The organism is Nitrobacter sp. 62-23, from assembly GCF_001897285.1.
Taxonomy (GTDB): Bacteria; Pseudomonadota; Alphaproteobacteria; order Rhizobiales; family Xanthobacteraceae; genus Nitrobacter.
In genome coordinates this window covers 62,483-77,972 of sequence record NZ_MKSM01000099.1, presented here as the reverse complement: position 1 = coordinate 77,972, position 15,490 = coordinate 62,483, and the positions used below count along the sequence as shown (strand labels likewise).

11 protein-coding genes and 1 pseudogene are annotated in these 15,490 nt (G+C 64.0%); 8 read left to right on the top strand and 4 right to left on the bottom strand.

The genetic code is table 11. The features are described from left to right. Positions 1-128: 128 nt before the first annotated feature. On the top strand, positions 129-803 hold the full coding sequence (locus tag BGO16_RS09885) for a GGDEF domain-containing protein (RefSeq protein ID WP_292618509.1): 675 nt from the start codon (positions 129-131) through the stop codon (positions 801-803). 36 nt (positions 804-839) lie between these two features. Here BGO16_RS09885 and BGO16_RS09880 read toward each other — a convergent pair whose 3' ends face one another. Then, entirely contained in the window at positions 840-1,046 is a 207-nt protein-coding gene (locus BGO16_RS09880) for a DUF465 domain-containing protein (protein WP_292618508.1), read from the bottom strand. A gap of 345 nt (positions 1,047-1,391) precedes the next feature. Between BGO16_RS09880 and BGO16_RS09875 the strand changes: the two genes are divergently transcribed. Then, positions 1,392-1,577, top strand: coding sequence for a DUF465 domain-containing protein (locus BGO16_RS09875; protein ID WP_292618507.1), 186 nt, complete (start codon positions 1,392-1,394; stop codon positions 1,575-1,577). A 121-nt stretch (positions 1,578-1,698) separates the two neighbouring features. On the opposite strand, the gene BGO16_RS09870 is transcribed toward BGO16_RS09875, so the two are convergent. After that, positions 1,699-2,802, bottom strand: a complete 1,104-nt coding sequence (locus BGO16_RS09870) for an NAD(P)/FAD-dependent oxidoreductase (protein ID WP_292618506.1) — start codon at positions 2,800-2,802, stop codon at positions 1,699-1,701. A 444-nt stretch (positions 2,803-3,246) separates the two neighbouring features. Between BGO16_RS09870 and BGO16_RS09865 the strand changes: the two are divergent. The 4 genes and pseudogenes from BGO16_RS09865 to BGO16_RS09850 all read left to right on the top strand — a co-directional run. Then, positions 3,247-4,968, top strand: a pseudogene (locus tag BGO16_RS09865) (EAL domain-containing protein); the annotation flags it as partial. Between the two features lie 227 nt (positions 4,969-5,195). Next, entirely contained in the window at positions 5,196-6,344 is a 1,149-nt protein-coding gene (locus BGO16_RS09860) for an ABC transporter ATP-binding protein (RefSeq protein ID WP_292618560.1), read from the top strand. Next, on the top strand, positions 6,341-7,255 hold the full coding sequence (locus tag BGO16_RS09855; RefSeq protein WP_292618505.1) for an ABC transporter permease: 915 nt from the start codon (positions 6,341-6,343) through the stop codon (positions 7,253-7,255). Before BGO16_RS09860 ends, BGO16_RS09855 begins: the two co-directional genes overlap by 4 nt. 264 nt (positions 7,256-7,519) lie before the next feature. Next, complete coding sequence (locus BGO16_RS09850) at positions 7,520-8,332, top strand: ABC transporter permease subunit (protein ID WP_292618504.1); 813 nt, start codon at positions 7,520-7,522, stop codon at positions 8,330-8,332. A gap of 126 nt (positions 8,333-8,458) precedes the next feature. Here BGO16_RS09850 and BGO16_RS09845 read toward each other — a convergent pair whose 3' ends face one another. Further along, complete coding sequence (locus BGO16_RS09845) at positions 8,459-10,390, bottom strand: AsmA family protein (protein ID WP_292618503.1); 1,932 nt, start codon at positions 10,388-10,390, stop codon at positions 8,459-8,461. 248 nt (positions 10,391-10,638) lie between these two features. On the opposite strand from BGO16_RS09845, the gene BGO16_RS09840 reads away from it, so the two are divergent. Beyond that, complete coding sequence (locus tag BGO16_RS09840) at positions 10,639-11,346, top strand: CoA transferase subunit A (RefSeq protein ID WP_292618502.1); 708 nt, start codon at positions 10,639-10,641, stop codon at positions 11,344-11,346. A gap of 207 nt (positions 11,347-11,553) precedes the next feature. After that, a complete protein-coding gene (locus tag BGO16_RS09835) occupies positions 11,554-12,204 on the top strand; it encodes a CoA transferase subunit B (RefSeq protein ID WP_292618501.1) in 651 nt (216 codons plus the stop codon). Between the two features lie 90 nt (positions 12,205-12,294). On the opposite strand, the gene BGO16_RS09830 is transcribed toward BGO16_RS09835, so the two are convergent. Continuing rightward, on the bottom strand, positions 12,295-15,345 hold the full coding sequence (locus BGO16_RS09830) for a PAS domain-containing sensor histidine kinase (RefSeq protein ID WP_292618559.1): 3,051 nt from the start codon (positions 15,343-15,345) through the stop codon (positions 12,295-12,297). Positions 15,346-15,490 lie beyond the last annotated feature (145 nt).

Below are 15,490 nucleotides of genomic sequence, written 5' to 3'. Positions count from 1 at the left end.
TTATTTATTTTATTTCTTTCAGGAATCCGGAAAAAAACATGGTGCGGATTATAGGAGGGTGCCTTGACGGGGCAAGCGGTGGGGACTGAACTATCCTGTCTTGGTGAACGACGGCAAGCCTTGTGGCGATGAAAAAGACCTCGAAGGCGTCGGCTTCGACCGCTGCGAAACGCAAGGCGGGCCGCCGCAAGACGGCGCCGGCCGCGCCCGCGCCAAAGCGCCCGACGGTGCCACAACGTGATGTCGCGACCGAAGCCAGGGCCACGATCCGTCGCCTCAAAACCCGGCTTGCGGCCGCGCAGGCGCGGATCGCGGATCTGGAGGCGTCCGCGGATACCGACTTTCTTCTGGGTGTCCTCAATCGCCGTGGCTTCGAGCGCGAGCTGCGCCGCTCGGTCGCCTATATCCGGCGCTATCAAGCGAACGGGGCGCTGTTCGTGCTCGACGTCGATCGCCTGAAGCCAATCAACGATGCGTTCGGTCACGCGGCCGGAGATGCGGTGCTGAAGGCCGTCGTCGCGGCGCTGTCGCTGCATGTGCGATCCTCCGACCTGATCGGGCGGCTTGGCGGTGACGAGTTCGCGCTGCTGTTGTGGAATCTCAGCGAGACCGACGCCAGGGCCAAGGCGTTGGCTCTGGAAGAGACCATCGACGGGTTGGCACTGACGTTCGGGGGGCGGGCGATTACCACCGGCGCGTCGATCGGGGTAGCCATTCTCGGGTCGCATGCCGACGCCGGCACGGCGCTGGAGCAGGCCGACTGCGCGATGTACGTCCGCAAGGCGCAGCGGCGGGGCGGTTGAGAAGCGGTTGCATCGGCGAGACGGCAAGCGCGGTCTTCAGGCGATGATGTCCGGCGTGATCTGGTCTTCGATGAAGGCGATGCGGTCCCGCAACTGCAGCTTGCGCTTCTTCAGCCGCTGCAGGCGCAGCAAATCGGGCGCGGGCGATTGATGCAGGGCATCGATGGCGGCGTCGAGATCGCGGTGTTCCTGGTACAGCCGGGCGAGCTCAGCTCCGAGTTCGCGCTCTTCTTCGTCGGTCATGGGTTAAATCGTGAAGAGTTGCGAAAAGTTGGAGGTTTCAGCCGGATCACGATGATTTTGGATCGAGCCGACCCAAAAATCATCAACGCGATCGATTCCTATATTTGAGGAGCGGGATGCGGTCGGGAAGCCGCACACACTACTTTTTCCTCATCCCGCTCCAGGTGGATTATTGTCCTTGCCCGCGCGCCACGCAAGCCGCCCGCAGGCCCACCCTTACGGTTCGTTCCCGAATCCCGCAAATATGATCGATGTGCTTTTCTGCCCCATCGACAGCCGTCGGGGTTCATGTAAACTTATGATTTCGGAGCGAATCTGAGGTTGAAACCTACCGAGGAGGTTCGAATGGCAATTCAGGCGCATCTCGCTGAACTGGAACGGAAACATCGTATCCTGGAAGGCGAATTGCACGATGCTCTCAGGCATCTTTCCACAGACGACCTGAGGATTGCCGAATTGAAGCGCCGGAAACTGATGCTCAAGGACGAGATCGAAAGACTGAAACTCTCCACGGTCGAGACCCTCCACTAAAATCCTTCCGGTCTTCGAGGGATCCGCGGCCTTTGCGTCGCCGATTGATCGCCAGTGGTGCGGGGATCGGCGTAGGGCTGGTTTTGCCGGTCCTGGTTTTGCTTGTCCTGGTTTGGTCGGTCTACATCTCCGCCAGCGCGGCGATGTGGTCCGCGATCGCAAGCGATGCCGTGAGGCCGGGCGATTCGATTCCGAACAGGTTGATCAGCCCGGCCACGCCGTGCTCGGTTTGTCCCTGGATGGCGAAGTCCTGCACGGCGACCGCCGGCGGAACGATCTTCGGCCGGATTCCGGAATAGGCCGGGAGCAGGGCATGGTCCGGCAGGTCCGGCCAGTAGCGCCGGATCGCTGGATAAAACCGCTCCGCCCGCACCGGGTCGACGGCATAGTCCGGGCTGTCGATCCATTCCACGTCGGGACCGAAACGCGCCTGCCCCGCGAGGTCGAGCGTCAGATGCACGCCGAGGCCACCGGGCTCCGGCACCGGATAGATCAAGCGCGAAAACGGCGCGCGCGCGCTGCAACTGAAATAGTTGCCCTTGGCGAGGTAAGCCTGCGGAATGCGATCCACCGGCATGCCTTCGATGCTGCGCGCCACGGCCGGCGCGCCAAGGCCGGCGGCATTGATCATGAGATCGCAAGCAAGCGTCATCGGCATGTCGCCGCCGGTTTCGATTTCCAGTCCTTGTGGCGTCGCCCTTGCGCGCAACAGCGGCGTCAGAAAAGCGAACACTGCACCGTCACGCTCGGCATCGCCTCGCAACGCCAGCATGTAGGCGTGGCTGTCGATTATCCCTGTCGAGGGAGACAGCAGCGCGGCGACGCATTGAAGCGCCGGCTCAAGCGCGCGAGCCTCAGTGCCGCTTAGCGATTGCATGCCTTCGACGCCATTGGCCTCGGCGCGCGCCCTGATGGACTGCAACCGGCCGGCCTCCTGCTCGCTCGTTGCGACGATCAGCTTGCCGCAATTGCTGTGCGGAATGCCGTATTCGCGGCAGTAGTCGTAAAGCGCGCGCCGGCCGCTGACGCAGGTCCGCGCCATCAGGCTGCCGGCGGAATAGTAGATGCCGGCGTGGATCACTTCGCTGCTGCGCGACGATGTTACCGTGCCGATCGCTTCCGCCGCCTCGAGAACGACGACTTCACGGCCCGATCGCGCGAGCCGGCGCGCGATCGCAAGTCCGATCACGCCGGCTCCGATGATGACGCACTCAACCTTGTCCATTCGCGGCCTGGTGTCCCAAATCCGAAGTGCGCTTGAGGGACCTGTAGAGGCGCAAGTCGCCCGTTAGCAGGGCATTAAGCATGAGAGACCAATTGTGCAATCCAGTGCGCATTTTTCGATCGCGGGGGTAAGTATTTACCTGATTCAAACCCGTTGGGCCAGACACTCGGCTGGCAGGTCCCCGGGGGCGCGATGACGGGCAAGGGTTGGCAGGCGGGCGGCTGCAACGTCGTTGCGGCGACGGCGCTTATATACACGGCGGTTGCCGCGACGTCTGCGGACGTGTTGGCCGCGGCCATTGTTTCATCCGAGGGCATCGGCAACGGGACCAATGGCGGCATGGTCCGTCAAACGCTTGTGGGTGGCTTTATCGCCTTTTGCTGTCTGGCGGCGGCAGCTATCCGCGCGTCGAGGCTGCGCTCGCGCCTGCGCACGGATGCACTCGAACGCAAGTCGCTGTCGCGCGAATTGGAAAACACAAGGAAGTTCCTCGAAACCGTCGTGGACAATATTCCGGTGCCGCTGGTCGTCCAGCGCGCCAGCGACGGTCATTACCTGCTCGCCAATCGGCCCGCCGAGGCGCTTCTCAATCGGCGTCGCGAGGATGTCATCGGGCTGACCGCGTCGGATATCTTCGATCCGCGCGACGCGAAGCTGATCCTTGCCCGCGACGAAGCGGCGGTTCGGGATGGCGGCTTCCTGACCCAGCATCCGATCAGCACCAGCGAGGGCCTGCGGCTGTTCCTGACGCGCCGCATCCCTGTGGCGGCTGATGACGGCGAACCGCAATATCTGATCAAGATGCATGAAGATGTGACCGATCGCTGCCAGACCGAGTCGCGCATGGTGCACATGGCCTATCATGACGGGCTGACCGACCTGCCGAACCGCACCGCGTTCCTGAAAGCACTGTCGCAGATGATCGAGTCGTGCCAGGGAGCGAACGACAAGTTCGCGGTGCTGTCGGTCGATCTCGACGGCCTCAAGGAGATCAACGACGTGTTCGGTCACGCGGTCGGCGACAAGCTGCTGATCGAGGTGGCCCATCGCATTCAGAACGCGGCCCACGGCGGCCTCATCGCGAGGCTTAGCGGCGACGAGTTCGGCGTGATCATCGATGGCGAGCAACCCGCCGCGGGCAAGGCGCTGGCCGAAAAGCTCGTCGAGGCGATGACGCCGGAATTTCTGATCGACGGCAGATCGGTCCGCGTCGGGCTGAGCAGCGGCATCGCGCTGTTTCCGCGCGATGGCATCGACCCGGCCTCGCTGCTCTCCAATTCCGCCGCCGCGCTGTTCCGCGCCAAGAAGAGGTCGCGCGGATCGATCAGCATTTTCGACCCCGACATGGATCGTCAGATCCGGGATCGCCGCGCGCTGCATCAGGATCTGTCGAGCGCCATCCGGAACGGCGAACTGTCGCTGCACTACCAGCCGCAGGCACGCACGGGCCACAAACTCGACGACGGCGATGTGACCGGCTTCGAGGCGCTGGCGCGATGGACACATCCGACCCGCGGCCTGGTTTTGCCCAACGATTTCATTCCGCTCGCCGAGGAAAGTGGTTTGATCGTGGCCATGGGCGAGTGGGTTCTGCGCGAGGCATGCCGCGAGGCGGCGTCCTGGCCGAACCCGAAGCAGATCTCGGTCAACCTGTCGCCGGTGCAGTTCGTCCATGGCGACCTGGTCGGCCTCGTGCATTCGATCCTGCAGGAAACCGGTCTCGAGCCGAGCCGGCTGGAATTGGAGATCACCGAAGGCGTGCTCATCGAGGACTTCGAGCGCAGCCTGGCGCTGTTGCGGCGGCTGAAAGCGTTGGGCGTTCGCATCTCGATGGACGATTTCGGCAGCGGCTATTCCTCGCTGAGCTATTTCCAGGCGTTTCCGTTCGACAAGATCAAGATCGACCGGGCGTTTGTCATGTATCTCGGATGCAATCCGCAGTCCGCTGCGATCGTCCGGGCGGTGATCGGCCTTGGCCACGGCCTCGACGTGTCGATCCTTGCGGAGGGCGTCGAGACGCCTGAACAACTGGGCTTTCTGGCCGACGAAGGCTGCGATGCGGTCCAGGGCTATTTCATCGGCAGGCCGGAGCCGATCGCGCAATACGCCACGCTGGTCGGGCGTCCTTGCCACATTCGCGAAGCCACCTGCCGCAAGGCCAGCTGACGGCTGATCATCGCGAGGTCACCGCGCCGCGGCGTCCGGTTCCTTCGCGACCGGCTCGTGATCGGCGTGGCGATTTGACATTTGCCGCCCGTTTGAGCGCAATCCGCGGGCGCGAATGCCGCATCCAAAAAATCGCCGGCAACGTGTATTGCGATGATCGTTTGGACCTCGCAAGGAGACTCGCTGAAATGGATGCGATGCTTCATCGCGAAACGACACGGGGTGGAATGAGCGACGACGCGAGACAAGCCTCCGATACGGCCGCAGCGGCTGGCATCCCGCTGTTGCAGCTCGATGCGCTCGTCAAGTGCTTCGGCCGATTTACCGCGGTCGACCGCCTGGTGCTCGACATCAAGGCCGGAGAGTTTTTCGCGCTGCTGGGGCCGAGCGGCTGCGGCAAGACCACGCTGTTGCGGATGCTGGCGGGATTCGAAACGCCGGATGCTGGCCGGATCCTTCTCGACGGCCAGGATATCGCCGGCGTTCCGCCGCACCAGCGTCCCGTCAACATGATGTTCCAGAACTATGCGCTGTTTCCCCATCTCAGCGTGCAGGACAATATCGCGTTCGGGCTGAAACGAGCGGGCCTGCCGCGCGCGGAGATCGAGGCGCGCGTCGCGGACATGGTCGCGCTGCTGAAGCTTGAGGACATGGAAACGCGGAAACCTGACCAGCTTTCGGGCGGCCAGCGGCAGCGCGTGGCGCTGGCGCGCGCGCTGGCGCGGCGTCCGCGGCTGCTGCTGCTCGATGAGCCGCTTGCCGCGCTCGACAAGAAGCTGCGCGAGAACACGCAAGCCGAGCTGATGCGGTTGCAGCGCCAGCTCGGCATGACCTTCATCGTCGTCACTCACGATCAGGAGGAGGCGATGATGATGGCGGATCGCATCGGGGTGATGAACGCCGGACATCTGGTGCAGGTGGCGACGCCGCGGCAACTCTATGAGACGCCGAATTCGCGCTGGGTTGCCGAGTTCGTCGGCGGCGTCAACATCATCGATGGCAGGGTCGAATCGCGCGATGCGGGGCGCGTCACGATCGCGACGCCGGATGCCGGACGCGTGACCGCCGCGGCACCCTTGCAGGCGTTGACGACTGATCAGGTCTGCGTTGCGATCCGCCCCGAGAAGGTTCGCCTGTCGGCTCACGGGTCTGCGCCTGATGGTGGTGACGCGGCGGAGATCAACCGACTGACAGGAGTCGTCGTTGGCATCAGCTATCTCGGCGGGCAGACGCGCTATCAGGTCAGGCTCGACAGCGGCGCGCTGCTGCGCGCGTCGGTCGCCAACACCGCGCGGCTCGATCTCGATGCGTTCGATACCACGCAGCGCGTGGTGGCGTGGTTCGACCCCGGCGATTGCGTGGTGCTCGACAGATGAGCGGGCGGCATCTCTTCACAGCGCCTGCCCGCAAGGCCGCGATCGCGCCGTTTCTGTGGATGCTGCTGTTCTTCCTGCTGCCGTTCGGCTTCGTGCTCAAGATCAGCCTGTCGCAAACCGTCATTGCGCAGCCACCCTATCTGCCGGTGTTCGATCCGGCGCAGGGCATGGCTGCGCTCAAGGCCGCTTTCGCGGCGCTGTCGCTGGAGAATTTCAGGCTGCTCGCCTCGGATCATCTCTACGTGATGTCCTATCTGCGCAGTGTTGCGGTCGCGCTAATATCGACGGCGATCCTGCTCGCGGTCGGCTATCCCGTCGCCTACGGCATGTCGCGACTGCCGGCGCGGTGGCAACCGATCGCGATGATCCTGGTGATCGTGCCGTTCTGGACATCGTTCCTGATCCGTGTCTATGCCTGGATCAACATTCTCCAGCATGACGGCATTCTCAACAAGACGCTGCTGGCGTTGCATGTCGTATCCGCCCCGATCGTGTGGTTGTCCACCGACACCGCGATGTATATCGGAATCGTTTATTCCTATCTGCCGTTCATGATCCTGCCGCTCTATGCGACGCTGGCCAAGATCGATCCCGCGCTGCTCGAAGCCTCCGCCGATCTCGGCGGTTCGCGGCTGACGACATTCTGGCTGGTGACGTTTCCCCTATCGCTGCCGGGCGTCGGCGCGGGCGCGCTGCTATGCTTCATCCCGATCGTCGGGGAGTTCGTGATTCCGGATCTGCTGGCCGGATCGAATTCGCCGATGATCGGGCAAACGGTGTGGCTCGAATTCTTCACCAACCGCGACTGGCCGGTGGCGTCGGCGCTCGCCGTCGTGCTGCTGGTGCTGCTGCTGGCGCCGCTTCTCGTTTACGAGCGAATGCAGCGCCGCCAGCTTGAGGGGAGGCGGTGATGGCGGTCCAGAGCTTGTTTCCATCCCCCTTGTGGAGAAGGGTCAGGGAGGAGGGCAAGCCGCAAACGCTCAGCCGATGGCTATTCCCGTTCCCGATCTCTCTTCGCCGCGGAAAGGTCGCGCTCAAGGGATTGAGGCAAAGCTCCGCCCGATGGTGGGCTCCGGCGCTCGCGAGGAGGCTTGGCTCCGCGCAAAAAAGCCATATCCCTCACCCCAATCCGCTCTCCATGGGAGCACGAACTGGATCTGCGTGCGGCGGGGGTCGTGCGTAAAATGAAACAACTGTCCCGTTTCAACATTACCGCGCTCGCGCTCGGGCTGGCGTTTTTGTACGTGCCGATCGTCGTTCTCGTGATCTATTCGTTCAATGCGTCGCGTCTGGTGACGGTATGGGGCGGCTGGTCGCTGCGCTGGTACGTTGAACTGTTCAACGATGCCGCGATGCTGTCGGCGGCCGCGATGAGCCTGCGGGTGGCGGCGGTCTCGGCCACGGCCGCCACCATCCTCGGCACGCTCGCGGCGGTGGCCTTGACCCGCGGCGAGAGCTTCCGTGGCCGCACGCTGTTTTCCGGCATGCTCTACGCGCCGCTGGTGATGCCCGAAGTGATCACCGGGTTGTCCCTGCTGCTGCTGTTCGTTGCGGTCAATGCGGAGCGCGGATTCTGGACTGTCACGATCGCCCATACCACGCTGACCATGTGCTTCGTCGCCGTGGTGGTGCAGTCGCGGCTCGGATCGCTTGATCGCAGCCTTGAGGAGGCCGCGATGGATCTCGGCTGCGATCCGCTGCGGGCTTTCCTCAAGGTGACGCTGCCCCTGATCCTGCCGTCGGTTATGGCTGGCTGGATGCTGGCCTTTACGCTGTCGATGGATGATCTCGTGATCGCGAGTTTCACCACGGGACCCGGCTCGACGACGCTGCCGATCCGCATCTATTCGGAGGTGCGCCTCGGCGTGAAGCCGGAGATCAACGCGATCTGCACCTTGATCATCGGATCGATCACGCTCGTTATCATCGCGGCATCGCTGGTCTCGAAACTGTCGAGCCGGCAGGGCGAAAGCGCCGCGCCATTGTAGGCGAGCCATAGCGTTTTCGAGCGAAGTGGGGACCGGTTCGCTTGAAACGCTTAGCGATTTCGCATCAAATTGGAATGAGAAGCGGAAAAGGGCTTGGGGGAATCGCTTGCGAGAAGAAACCGCTTGTCAGTTCGTGCGCGGCGTACCGGATTCCGCCGGGGTGGCTGGAGCGGCCGCCTCGGGGACTGCTTTATCGTTGGTCAGATGCTCGATCACCGAGTGAACCGCGTCGCGGGCCTTGCGATCCTTCACCGCGTCGAGCAGCGGCGCCGATGCCTTGGACCGGCGGATCAGGCTTTCCGGATCAGGAAAGATCAGCGGATCGTCCCATGGTCCCTGGATCACGAACGGCAGGTCGAAGTTGTCGGCGTTTGTCGCCTGCGTCAGGCTTGCGATGCCTTTGAGATCGTAGTCGCGCCCGGGCACCGAGGCGGTGCCGGTGATGATGAGACGCGCGGCCGGCCCCTCGACGCGCACGTCGGTCGCGACCGCGACGCCGTCGTTGAAACTGAGGGCGATGTTCAGCGTGTCGAACGGCGTCTTGCCGTTGCGGAAATTTCCGCCGCCTGAAAGCGGCCTGCGCTCCAGCCGCTTCAGCAACTGTTCGACGTTGAACCCGTTGATGGCGCCGTCATGCCCGGTCAGGCTCGCTGTCCCGCCGAGCGATTGCGCCAGCCCGAACGGGCTCGACCCCCTGGCCTCGAGGGAAACATTCAGGTTACCGCGTCCGGAGAGCTTGCCGGTGCCGAACAGATCGCTGGCGCAGGCTTGCAGATCGACGTCGGTGAGCTGAAACTGCGCCTTCACCTCGGCGGCCGAGTCGGCCTGCGAGATTCCGAACGAGCCTTTGGCGATTCCGTCATAGATCTGTGCTTCGCCGATGCTGAGCGCCAGCGTTCCGTTGCGAAGGTTGGCGCCGAGCGCGGTCTTGCCGAGCCTGGTCGAGCCGACGGTGACCTTCGCCGCCGAAAGCCGCATGTCGAGGTCGGTGGCGGACAGCGCATGCAGGTCGAACAACTGTCTGTTCCAGTCGCGGGCGCCGTTGGCAAGCAGGCGAATGGTCTGGATATAAGGCGTGAAATCCACCGCGCCGGCGGCCAGTGTCGCCTGCAGGGTCTGTCGCCCGTTATTGGCGTAGGTCATCACGCCTTCGGCGACGTTGCCGTCGATCTCGAGGTTGACATTGGTCAGGGCGATCGATGCGCCGATCACGCTGGCGCGTGCTTTGAGCGCGAAGCGGCCGAACCCGCCGCTGCCGGGCGGGGGCTGTCCGATCCAGCCCATGGCCCCGCGCAACGAGGTGCTGTCGGCGGTCACCGTGCCTTCCATCATGAGGCTGACCGGATTTGCGACCGCGCCATCGAACGCGAACTTCAGTGGCGCGCTCGCGATCTTGACTTTCAGTCCGGAACGCTCGCCGGACAGCGCGGCGAGAAAATCGCTGAGGCTGATGCTGCCGTCGATGCGTTCGCCGCGCCAATCGAACTGTCCGGTCGCGGCGAAGGAGCGGGAGATGGAGGGCCACGCCAGCGACAGGTCGATGTCGTCGAGGTTTTCAGAGATCCGGTTGGCCGTGTCCTCATAGCTGAGTTCGCCATCCTGGATCCGGATTTCCGAGAACGAAACCGGGCTGTCCGCTCCGGGCTTCATGGTTCGCGCGATCGTTTCCACGAACGGGGACCAGTTGCTGCGGCCGTCGGCGGCGCGCGTCACGCGGATGTGAGGACGCAGCATCATGACGTCGGTGATCTGGAATTTCTGCATCAAGAGCGGAAGCAGCCGCAGATTTGCGGTGAGCACATCGACGCTGAGAACGGCAGCATCGGCGTCGCTGCCCTTGATGCGGACATCATGGAACGAGACATAGCTGCCGGGGAAAACCGAGACGTCGATGCGTCCATCGGCAACGATATCGAGGCCCGTCACGGCGCGGATCTGCGTTTCCACCGCATCGCGCAAGGCGTCGCGGTCAAGCAGCCGCGACATTGCGATCACACCGGTTAGCGCCGTCAGCGCAACTGCCAGAATTGCCGCGACCGATATTCCCAGGCGCTTCATTCCTTGGGCCATTGTCCTTGGGCCATCGTCAATGACATGTCCGGGCTGGTTTGACGCTCGCCGAGCGGTCGGGCACCGCTTCGGCCGGGCCGCAACTTGATTGGTTTTCTTGACGCTTTCAAGGCTGCCGGCGGTCCGATTCCGACATTTGCATCCCGTTGCGGCGGGAGCGGTTTTGCCTGATACTTGCCCTTCATCATGTCCGGCGGCGCCCGGCAGGCGACGCCTTCCTCCTTCAGGTCGCGCCTATGAACAAGGTCTACCCGGATGCCAGATCGGCCCTCGACGGCATCCTCAGGGACGGCATGATGATCATGTCCGGCGGCTTCGGCCTGTGCGGCATCGCGGAGACGCTGGCCGATGCGATCCGCGACTCCGGCGTCAGGAATCTCACGGTTGTGTCCAACAATGCCGGTGTCGATGGCATCGGCCTGGGCCGGCTGCTTGAAACCCGGCAGATCAGGAAGATGATCTCGTCGTATGTCGGTGAGAACAAACTGTTCGCGCGGCAGTATCTCGCGGGAGAGCTGGAACTCGAATTCAATCCTCAGGGCACGCTGGCCGAGCGCATCCGCGCCGGCGGCGCCGGCATCCCGGCGTTCTACACCCGGACCGGCGTCGGCACCCTGATCGCCGAAGGCAAGGAGGTGAGAGAGTTCGACGGCGAGACATATCTGATGGAGCGCGGGCTGTTCGCCGACCTCGCCATCATTCACGCCTGGAAGGGCGACACCGCCGGCAATCTAGTCTATCGCAAGACCGCGCGAAATTTCAATCCGATGATGGCGACCGCGGCGAAAATCACCGTCGCCGAAGTCGAGCATCTCGTGCCCGCAGGCGAGATCGACCCCGACCACATCCACACGCCCGGCATCTTCGTCAAGCGCCTCGTCGAGGTGGGGAACGCAAGGAAGCACATCGAATTCCGTAACACCCGCCCGCGGCCAGCGGCATGATCCGGCAAGGCGGCTTCCGGTTTTCGGAACGGATCATGCCGAAATGAATGGATCCCAGGACGCCGTTGACCCGCCGTCATTGCGAATACCGATCTCGCCTTCGGCAAGCCCGCACAAACTCCGCGAGGCAATCCAGGACCCGGGATCAAGACCGGATTGCTTCGATCCCGCGCTTTTCGCAACGACAAGAAATGACAGGAGAGTCCAATGGCTTGGACCCGCGAACAGATGGCGGCGCGCGCCGCCAGGGAACTGCGCGACGGCTATTACGTCAATCTCGGCATCGGCATTCCGACGCTGGTGTCGAATTTCATCCCCGACGGCATCGACGTTCAGCTTCAGAGCGAGAACGGCATGCTCGGCATGGGCCCGTTTCCCTATGAGGGCGAGGAGGATCCCGACCTCATTAACGCCGGCAAGCAGACCGTCACCGAACTGCCGACCACCAGCTATTTCTCCTCATCGGACTCGTTCGGCATGGTGCGCGGCGGCCATATCGACCTCTCAGTCCTTGGCGCGATGCAGGTGGCGCAGAACGGCGATCTCGCCAACTGGATGATCCCCGGCAAAATGGTCAAGGGCATGGGAGGGGCGATGGACCTCGTCGCCGGCGTCAAGCGCGTCGTCGTGGTGATGGAGCATTCCGCCAAGGATGGCCCCAAGCTGCTCAAGCGCTGCACGCTGCCGCTGACCGGTGAAAAAGTCGTCGATATGGTCGTGACCGATCTTGCGGTGTTCACCATCGACAAGCACGGCAAGGACGGCATGGTTCTGATCGAACTCGCCGACGGCGTCACGCTGGAAGAGGTCAGGGCGAAGACCGAAGCTGAATACCGCGTTGCGCTGAAGGACGCTTGAAGCGCAACTAGAGCGTTTTCAAGCGAAGCGGCTACCGTTTCGCGTAAAGGTCTGGCAGAGGCCGGCGGTTCTGCCGGCGTGTGGGCTTTGCTATTCCGAAGCCTGCGCCTTCGCCTGCGCGAACACCACCTCGATCAGCGTCCCGGAATGCGGTCCGGTCCTGATGTTGAACTGGGCGCGATTGGCTTCCACCAGAGCCTTTGTGAGCGACAGGCTGACGCCGGCGCTCTCCGAGGCTCGATCGCTCGGAGCCGGTGTGCGGAAGGGCTCAGTGGCTGCGGCCACCTCGTTGTCGTTGAGCCCATGGCCGGTGTCGCGCACGCGCAGCGCCACGTCGCCAAAATCGGTGAGGGCCGTCGAGACGATGACCTGGCCGCCGGCGTTGGCGAGATGGATCGAGTTGCCGATCAGGTTGAGCGTAATCTGGCGCAACGCCTGCGCATCCGCCACCACCGGCGGGAGCGTGTGCGCGAGCGATGTGCGGATGATGATGCGCTCGCGATTGGCCTGCGGCTGCATCACCGCGACGCATTGCTCGACCAACTCGTTGAGGTTCTGGTTGACGAAGGCGAGGTCGAGCTTGCCGGTTTCGATCCGCGACAGGTCGAGCAGGTCGTCGATGAAAGCGATGATGCGCTCGCCGGAAGCGCGGATGTCCTTCATGTATTCGCCGTAGCGTTCGTTGCCGAGAGGACCGAATTTCTCGTCGCCCATCACGTCCGCGAAGCCGATGATGGCGTTGAGCGGCGTTCGGATTTCATGGCTGATCCGCGCCAGCACGTCGGCTCTGGCGCTCGCCGCGTGATCGGCCTGCCGCCGCGCCCGCGACAGTTCGGTCTCGGCCTTCCGGGTCTGCGACAGGTCGCGGAACACCGCGAAGAAGTTGCGACCATCGGCCCGCATCCGGCCCATTGTCATCGACAGCGGAATCAGGCGGCCCTCGCGCGCGCAGCCCAACACCTCGCGGCCTTGATCGGGCAGGCCGGCGCTGCCACCCGCAAGTCCGCTGAGATAGTCGCGCACGGCGTCCTGACTTTCCGGCGCGAAGAGATCGGCGAGATTGAGCTGCGTGAGGCTGTCGCCGGAATGGCCGAACAGCGTCTCCGCGCCGCGGTTGCTGGCGGTGATGCGTCCGCCGTTGTCGAACATCAGGATGCCTTCGGTTGTGGTGTCAAGGATGGCGCCGAGTTCCTCGGCGGTGGCTTGATCCACGGGCGAGGGCGGCGCAGTGGCGCAGATCAGCGCATGCGCAGGCTCGCCATCCCAGTTGATCACGAAAAGGCGAGCGGCGATCGGCTGCTGCCGCGCGCCCGACGGCGCGGTGGCCGAAATGGTGACGGGAGAGCCGGCGGTCGGCGTGTCTTCGGCGACAGGCAAGCCGGATTCGACCAGCAGCGCATTGAGCCCGCCGGCCTGCTCCAGTGCAACCAGGCCGTCGTAGCCGACCTGGGTGAGAAAGGCGTGGTTGGCGTAAAGGACCCGGTCGAGCCGGTAAATCATCACGCCGGTCGGAAGCAGGTCGAGCACCGGCCTGTCGCGCGCGGGATCGGCTTGCGGCGCGGTTGGCGCGGCTTTCGGCAAAGACAGTCCGTCCTCCTGTGCTCCGATGGCGGTGACATTGGGATCATCCCGGGGTTCGTCCTGGGATTGGTTTGGGGGTGATTCCTGCGTAACCGGTCGCTCGGTGATGGCATCGGGTGAGAGAGCCTGCTGCTCGCCCTCGAGCCGTGCCGAAAGCTGCCGGGCCAGTTCGTGGAAGGCGTTGTTCTCCACAGGAGTGAGCGAAGGAGGCCTCAGGTCGGTCGAGGACCTGAACGGCAGGACATTCTTGGGAGGTTCCACGACAGTGTCCGGTTCTGCTGGCTGAACTGAAAATTCGGGGGCATCCGCTGCATCGGGAGCCGATGTGGCAGCCGGCTGCGGGTGGGAGGTCTCGTTGAACAAAAATTCGTGACGTCGATGCGCCGCGAGCCGCGCCAACCCTTCGCGATCGCGGCAGACGCCGAAGCCGCGATAGCCTGCGAAATTGCGCGCGCGATCGTAGACCGGCAGCCCCGACAGTTCGACGGGCAGGCGCGCGTCGGATCCGTCGACGGGCCAAAGCAGCGTGATGCCGCTCCAGGTGTCGCGGGTGGCGATCGCCTTCGCGACGCGGCCTTCGGGATCGAGTCCGAACACCTCCGTGATTTCGCTCCATAACCGGCCGAAACCTGCTGCCGTGCGCATGCCGATGGCGCGGGTGAAGTCGTCGGAGCCGAGCGAGAAGCGGCCATCCGCATCCATCCGCCACATGAAGCGCAGAGGATGGCGACGCATCCGCGGAACGGAATCGCGCGACGCGGTATCAGGCGAATGCGATGCATCGAGGGCGGGATGTGCCGCCGGCTCGACAACTTGCGTCGGGAAGACGGTTGTTTCGTTCGACGACGGCGGTACGGATTGCGGTTCAGACCTGCGTTCCAAGGTGGAAGGATTGGCGGCATGTGGCGTGAGCAGTGCGAGGAATCCGACGTCGCTGCCGCTGCCGACCCGTTGCAGCGCCACGTGCAACTGTCCTGCCGACGTCTCGGCGTGGCCGTCGCGTAGCGCCTCTTCGCGCAATCCCTCCAGCCCCGCCCCGGCCAGACTGCGAAAACCGAGCAGCGGCTGCGCAGCGTCGCTGGCGCTGACCAGTTGTCCGTCGTGCGCAAACGCGGCGACCGGCGTATCGATGCCTTCCGCCAGTCGTTGCAAGCGCTCGATCAGCGGCATGCTGCCGCCCAGCGGCTCTACGCAGGTGACGAGAATGCCGCCGGTGCCGTTCGGGAAATCCAGCCGCGCGCAGGCGCAGGTGACGAGGCCGCCGAGCGTCGCGCCGAAGCCTCGCAGGCGTTCGAGCCGCACCGCGCCTGTCGGCGGCAGCCGATCCGCAAGCCGGGACACCTGCTGTCGGCGGAAATCGTTGGAACCGAAGTTTCGCGAGGCGAGAGCGCCCGCATTGGCAGCGCCGAATACGCAAGCGCCGACCGGATTGCTCCACAGAATGCGCGCGCCGTCGAACGACCACAGCCATGCCGGCTGCGCGCCCGCCGCATGAACGGCGAGCCGCGGATCGGTCACGCCCTGCAAGGGGAAATCGGCGCTGGTCTCGCCGCTGGTCATGGGCACCGTGTGGTTCGACGTCTCTGGTTGTTGCCTGTTGCGCCGCGGCGCATGCCGGCGCCGTGGCGGTTTCATCAGTATCGCGTCCGGCTCACCAGAGGTCCACGGCTCGTACTCCATAATCCCCGCTAAAGCCCGGATAACC

Coding starts and splice junctions, on each gene's coding strand:
- BGO16_RS09885 (WP_292618509.1), top strand. CDS start 129: ATGAAAAAGACCTCGAAGGCGTCGGCTTCGACCGCTGCGAAACGCAAG.
- BGO16_RS09855 (WP_292618505.1), top strand. CDS start 6,341: ATGAGCGGGCGGCATCTCTTCACAGCGCCTGCCCGCAAGGCCGCGATC.
- BGO16_RS09840 (WP_292618502.1), top strand. CDS start 10,639: ATGAACAAGGTCTACCCGGATGCCAGATCGGCCCTCGACGGCATCCTC.
- BGO16_RS09880 (WP_292618508.1), bottom strand. CDS start 1,046: ATGACCGACGAAGAAGAGCGCGAACTCGGAGCTGAGCTCGCCCGGCTG.
- BGO16_RS09875 (WP_292618507.1), top strand. CDS start 1,392: ATGGCAATTCAGGCGCATCTCGCTGAACTGGAACGGAAACATCGTATC.
- BGO16_RS09860 (WP_292618560.1), top strand. CDS start 5,196: ATGAGCGACGACGCGAGACAAGCCTCCGATACGGCCGCAGCGGCTGGC.
- BGO16_RS09845 (WP_292618503.1), bottom strand. CDS start 10,390: ATGAAGCGCCTGGGAATATCGGTCGCGGCAATTCTGGCAGTTGCGCTG.
- BGO16_RS09835 (WP_292618501.1), top strand. CDS start 11,554: ATGGCTTGGACCCGCGAACAGATGGCGGCGCGCGCCGCCAGGGAACTG.
- BGO16_RS09830 (WP_292618559.1), bottom strand. CDS start 15,345: ATGACCAGCGGCGAGACCAGCGCCGATTTCCCCTTGCAGGGCGTGACC.
- BGO16_RS09870 (WP_292618506.1), bottom strand. CDS start 2,802: ATGGACAAGGTTGAGTGCGTCATCATCGGAGCCGGCGTGATCGGACTT.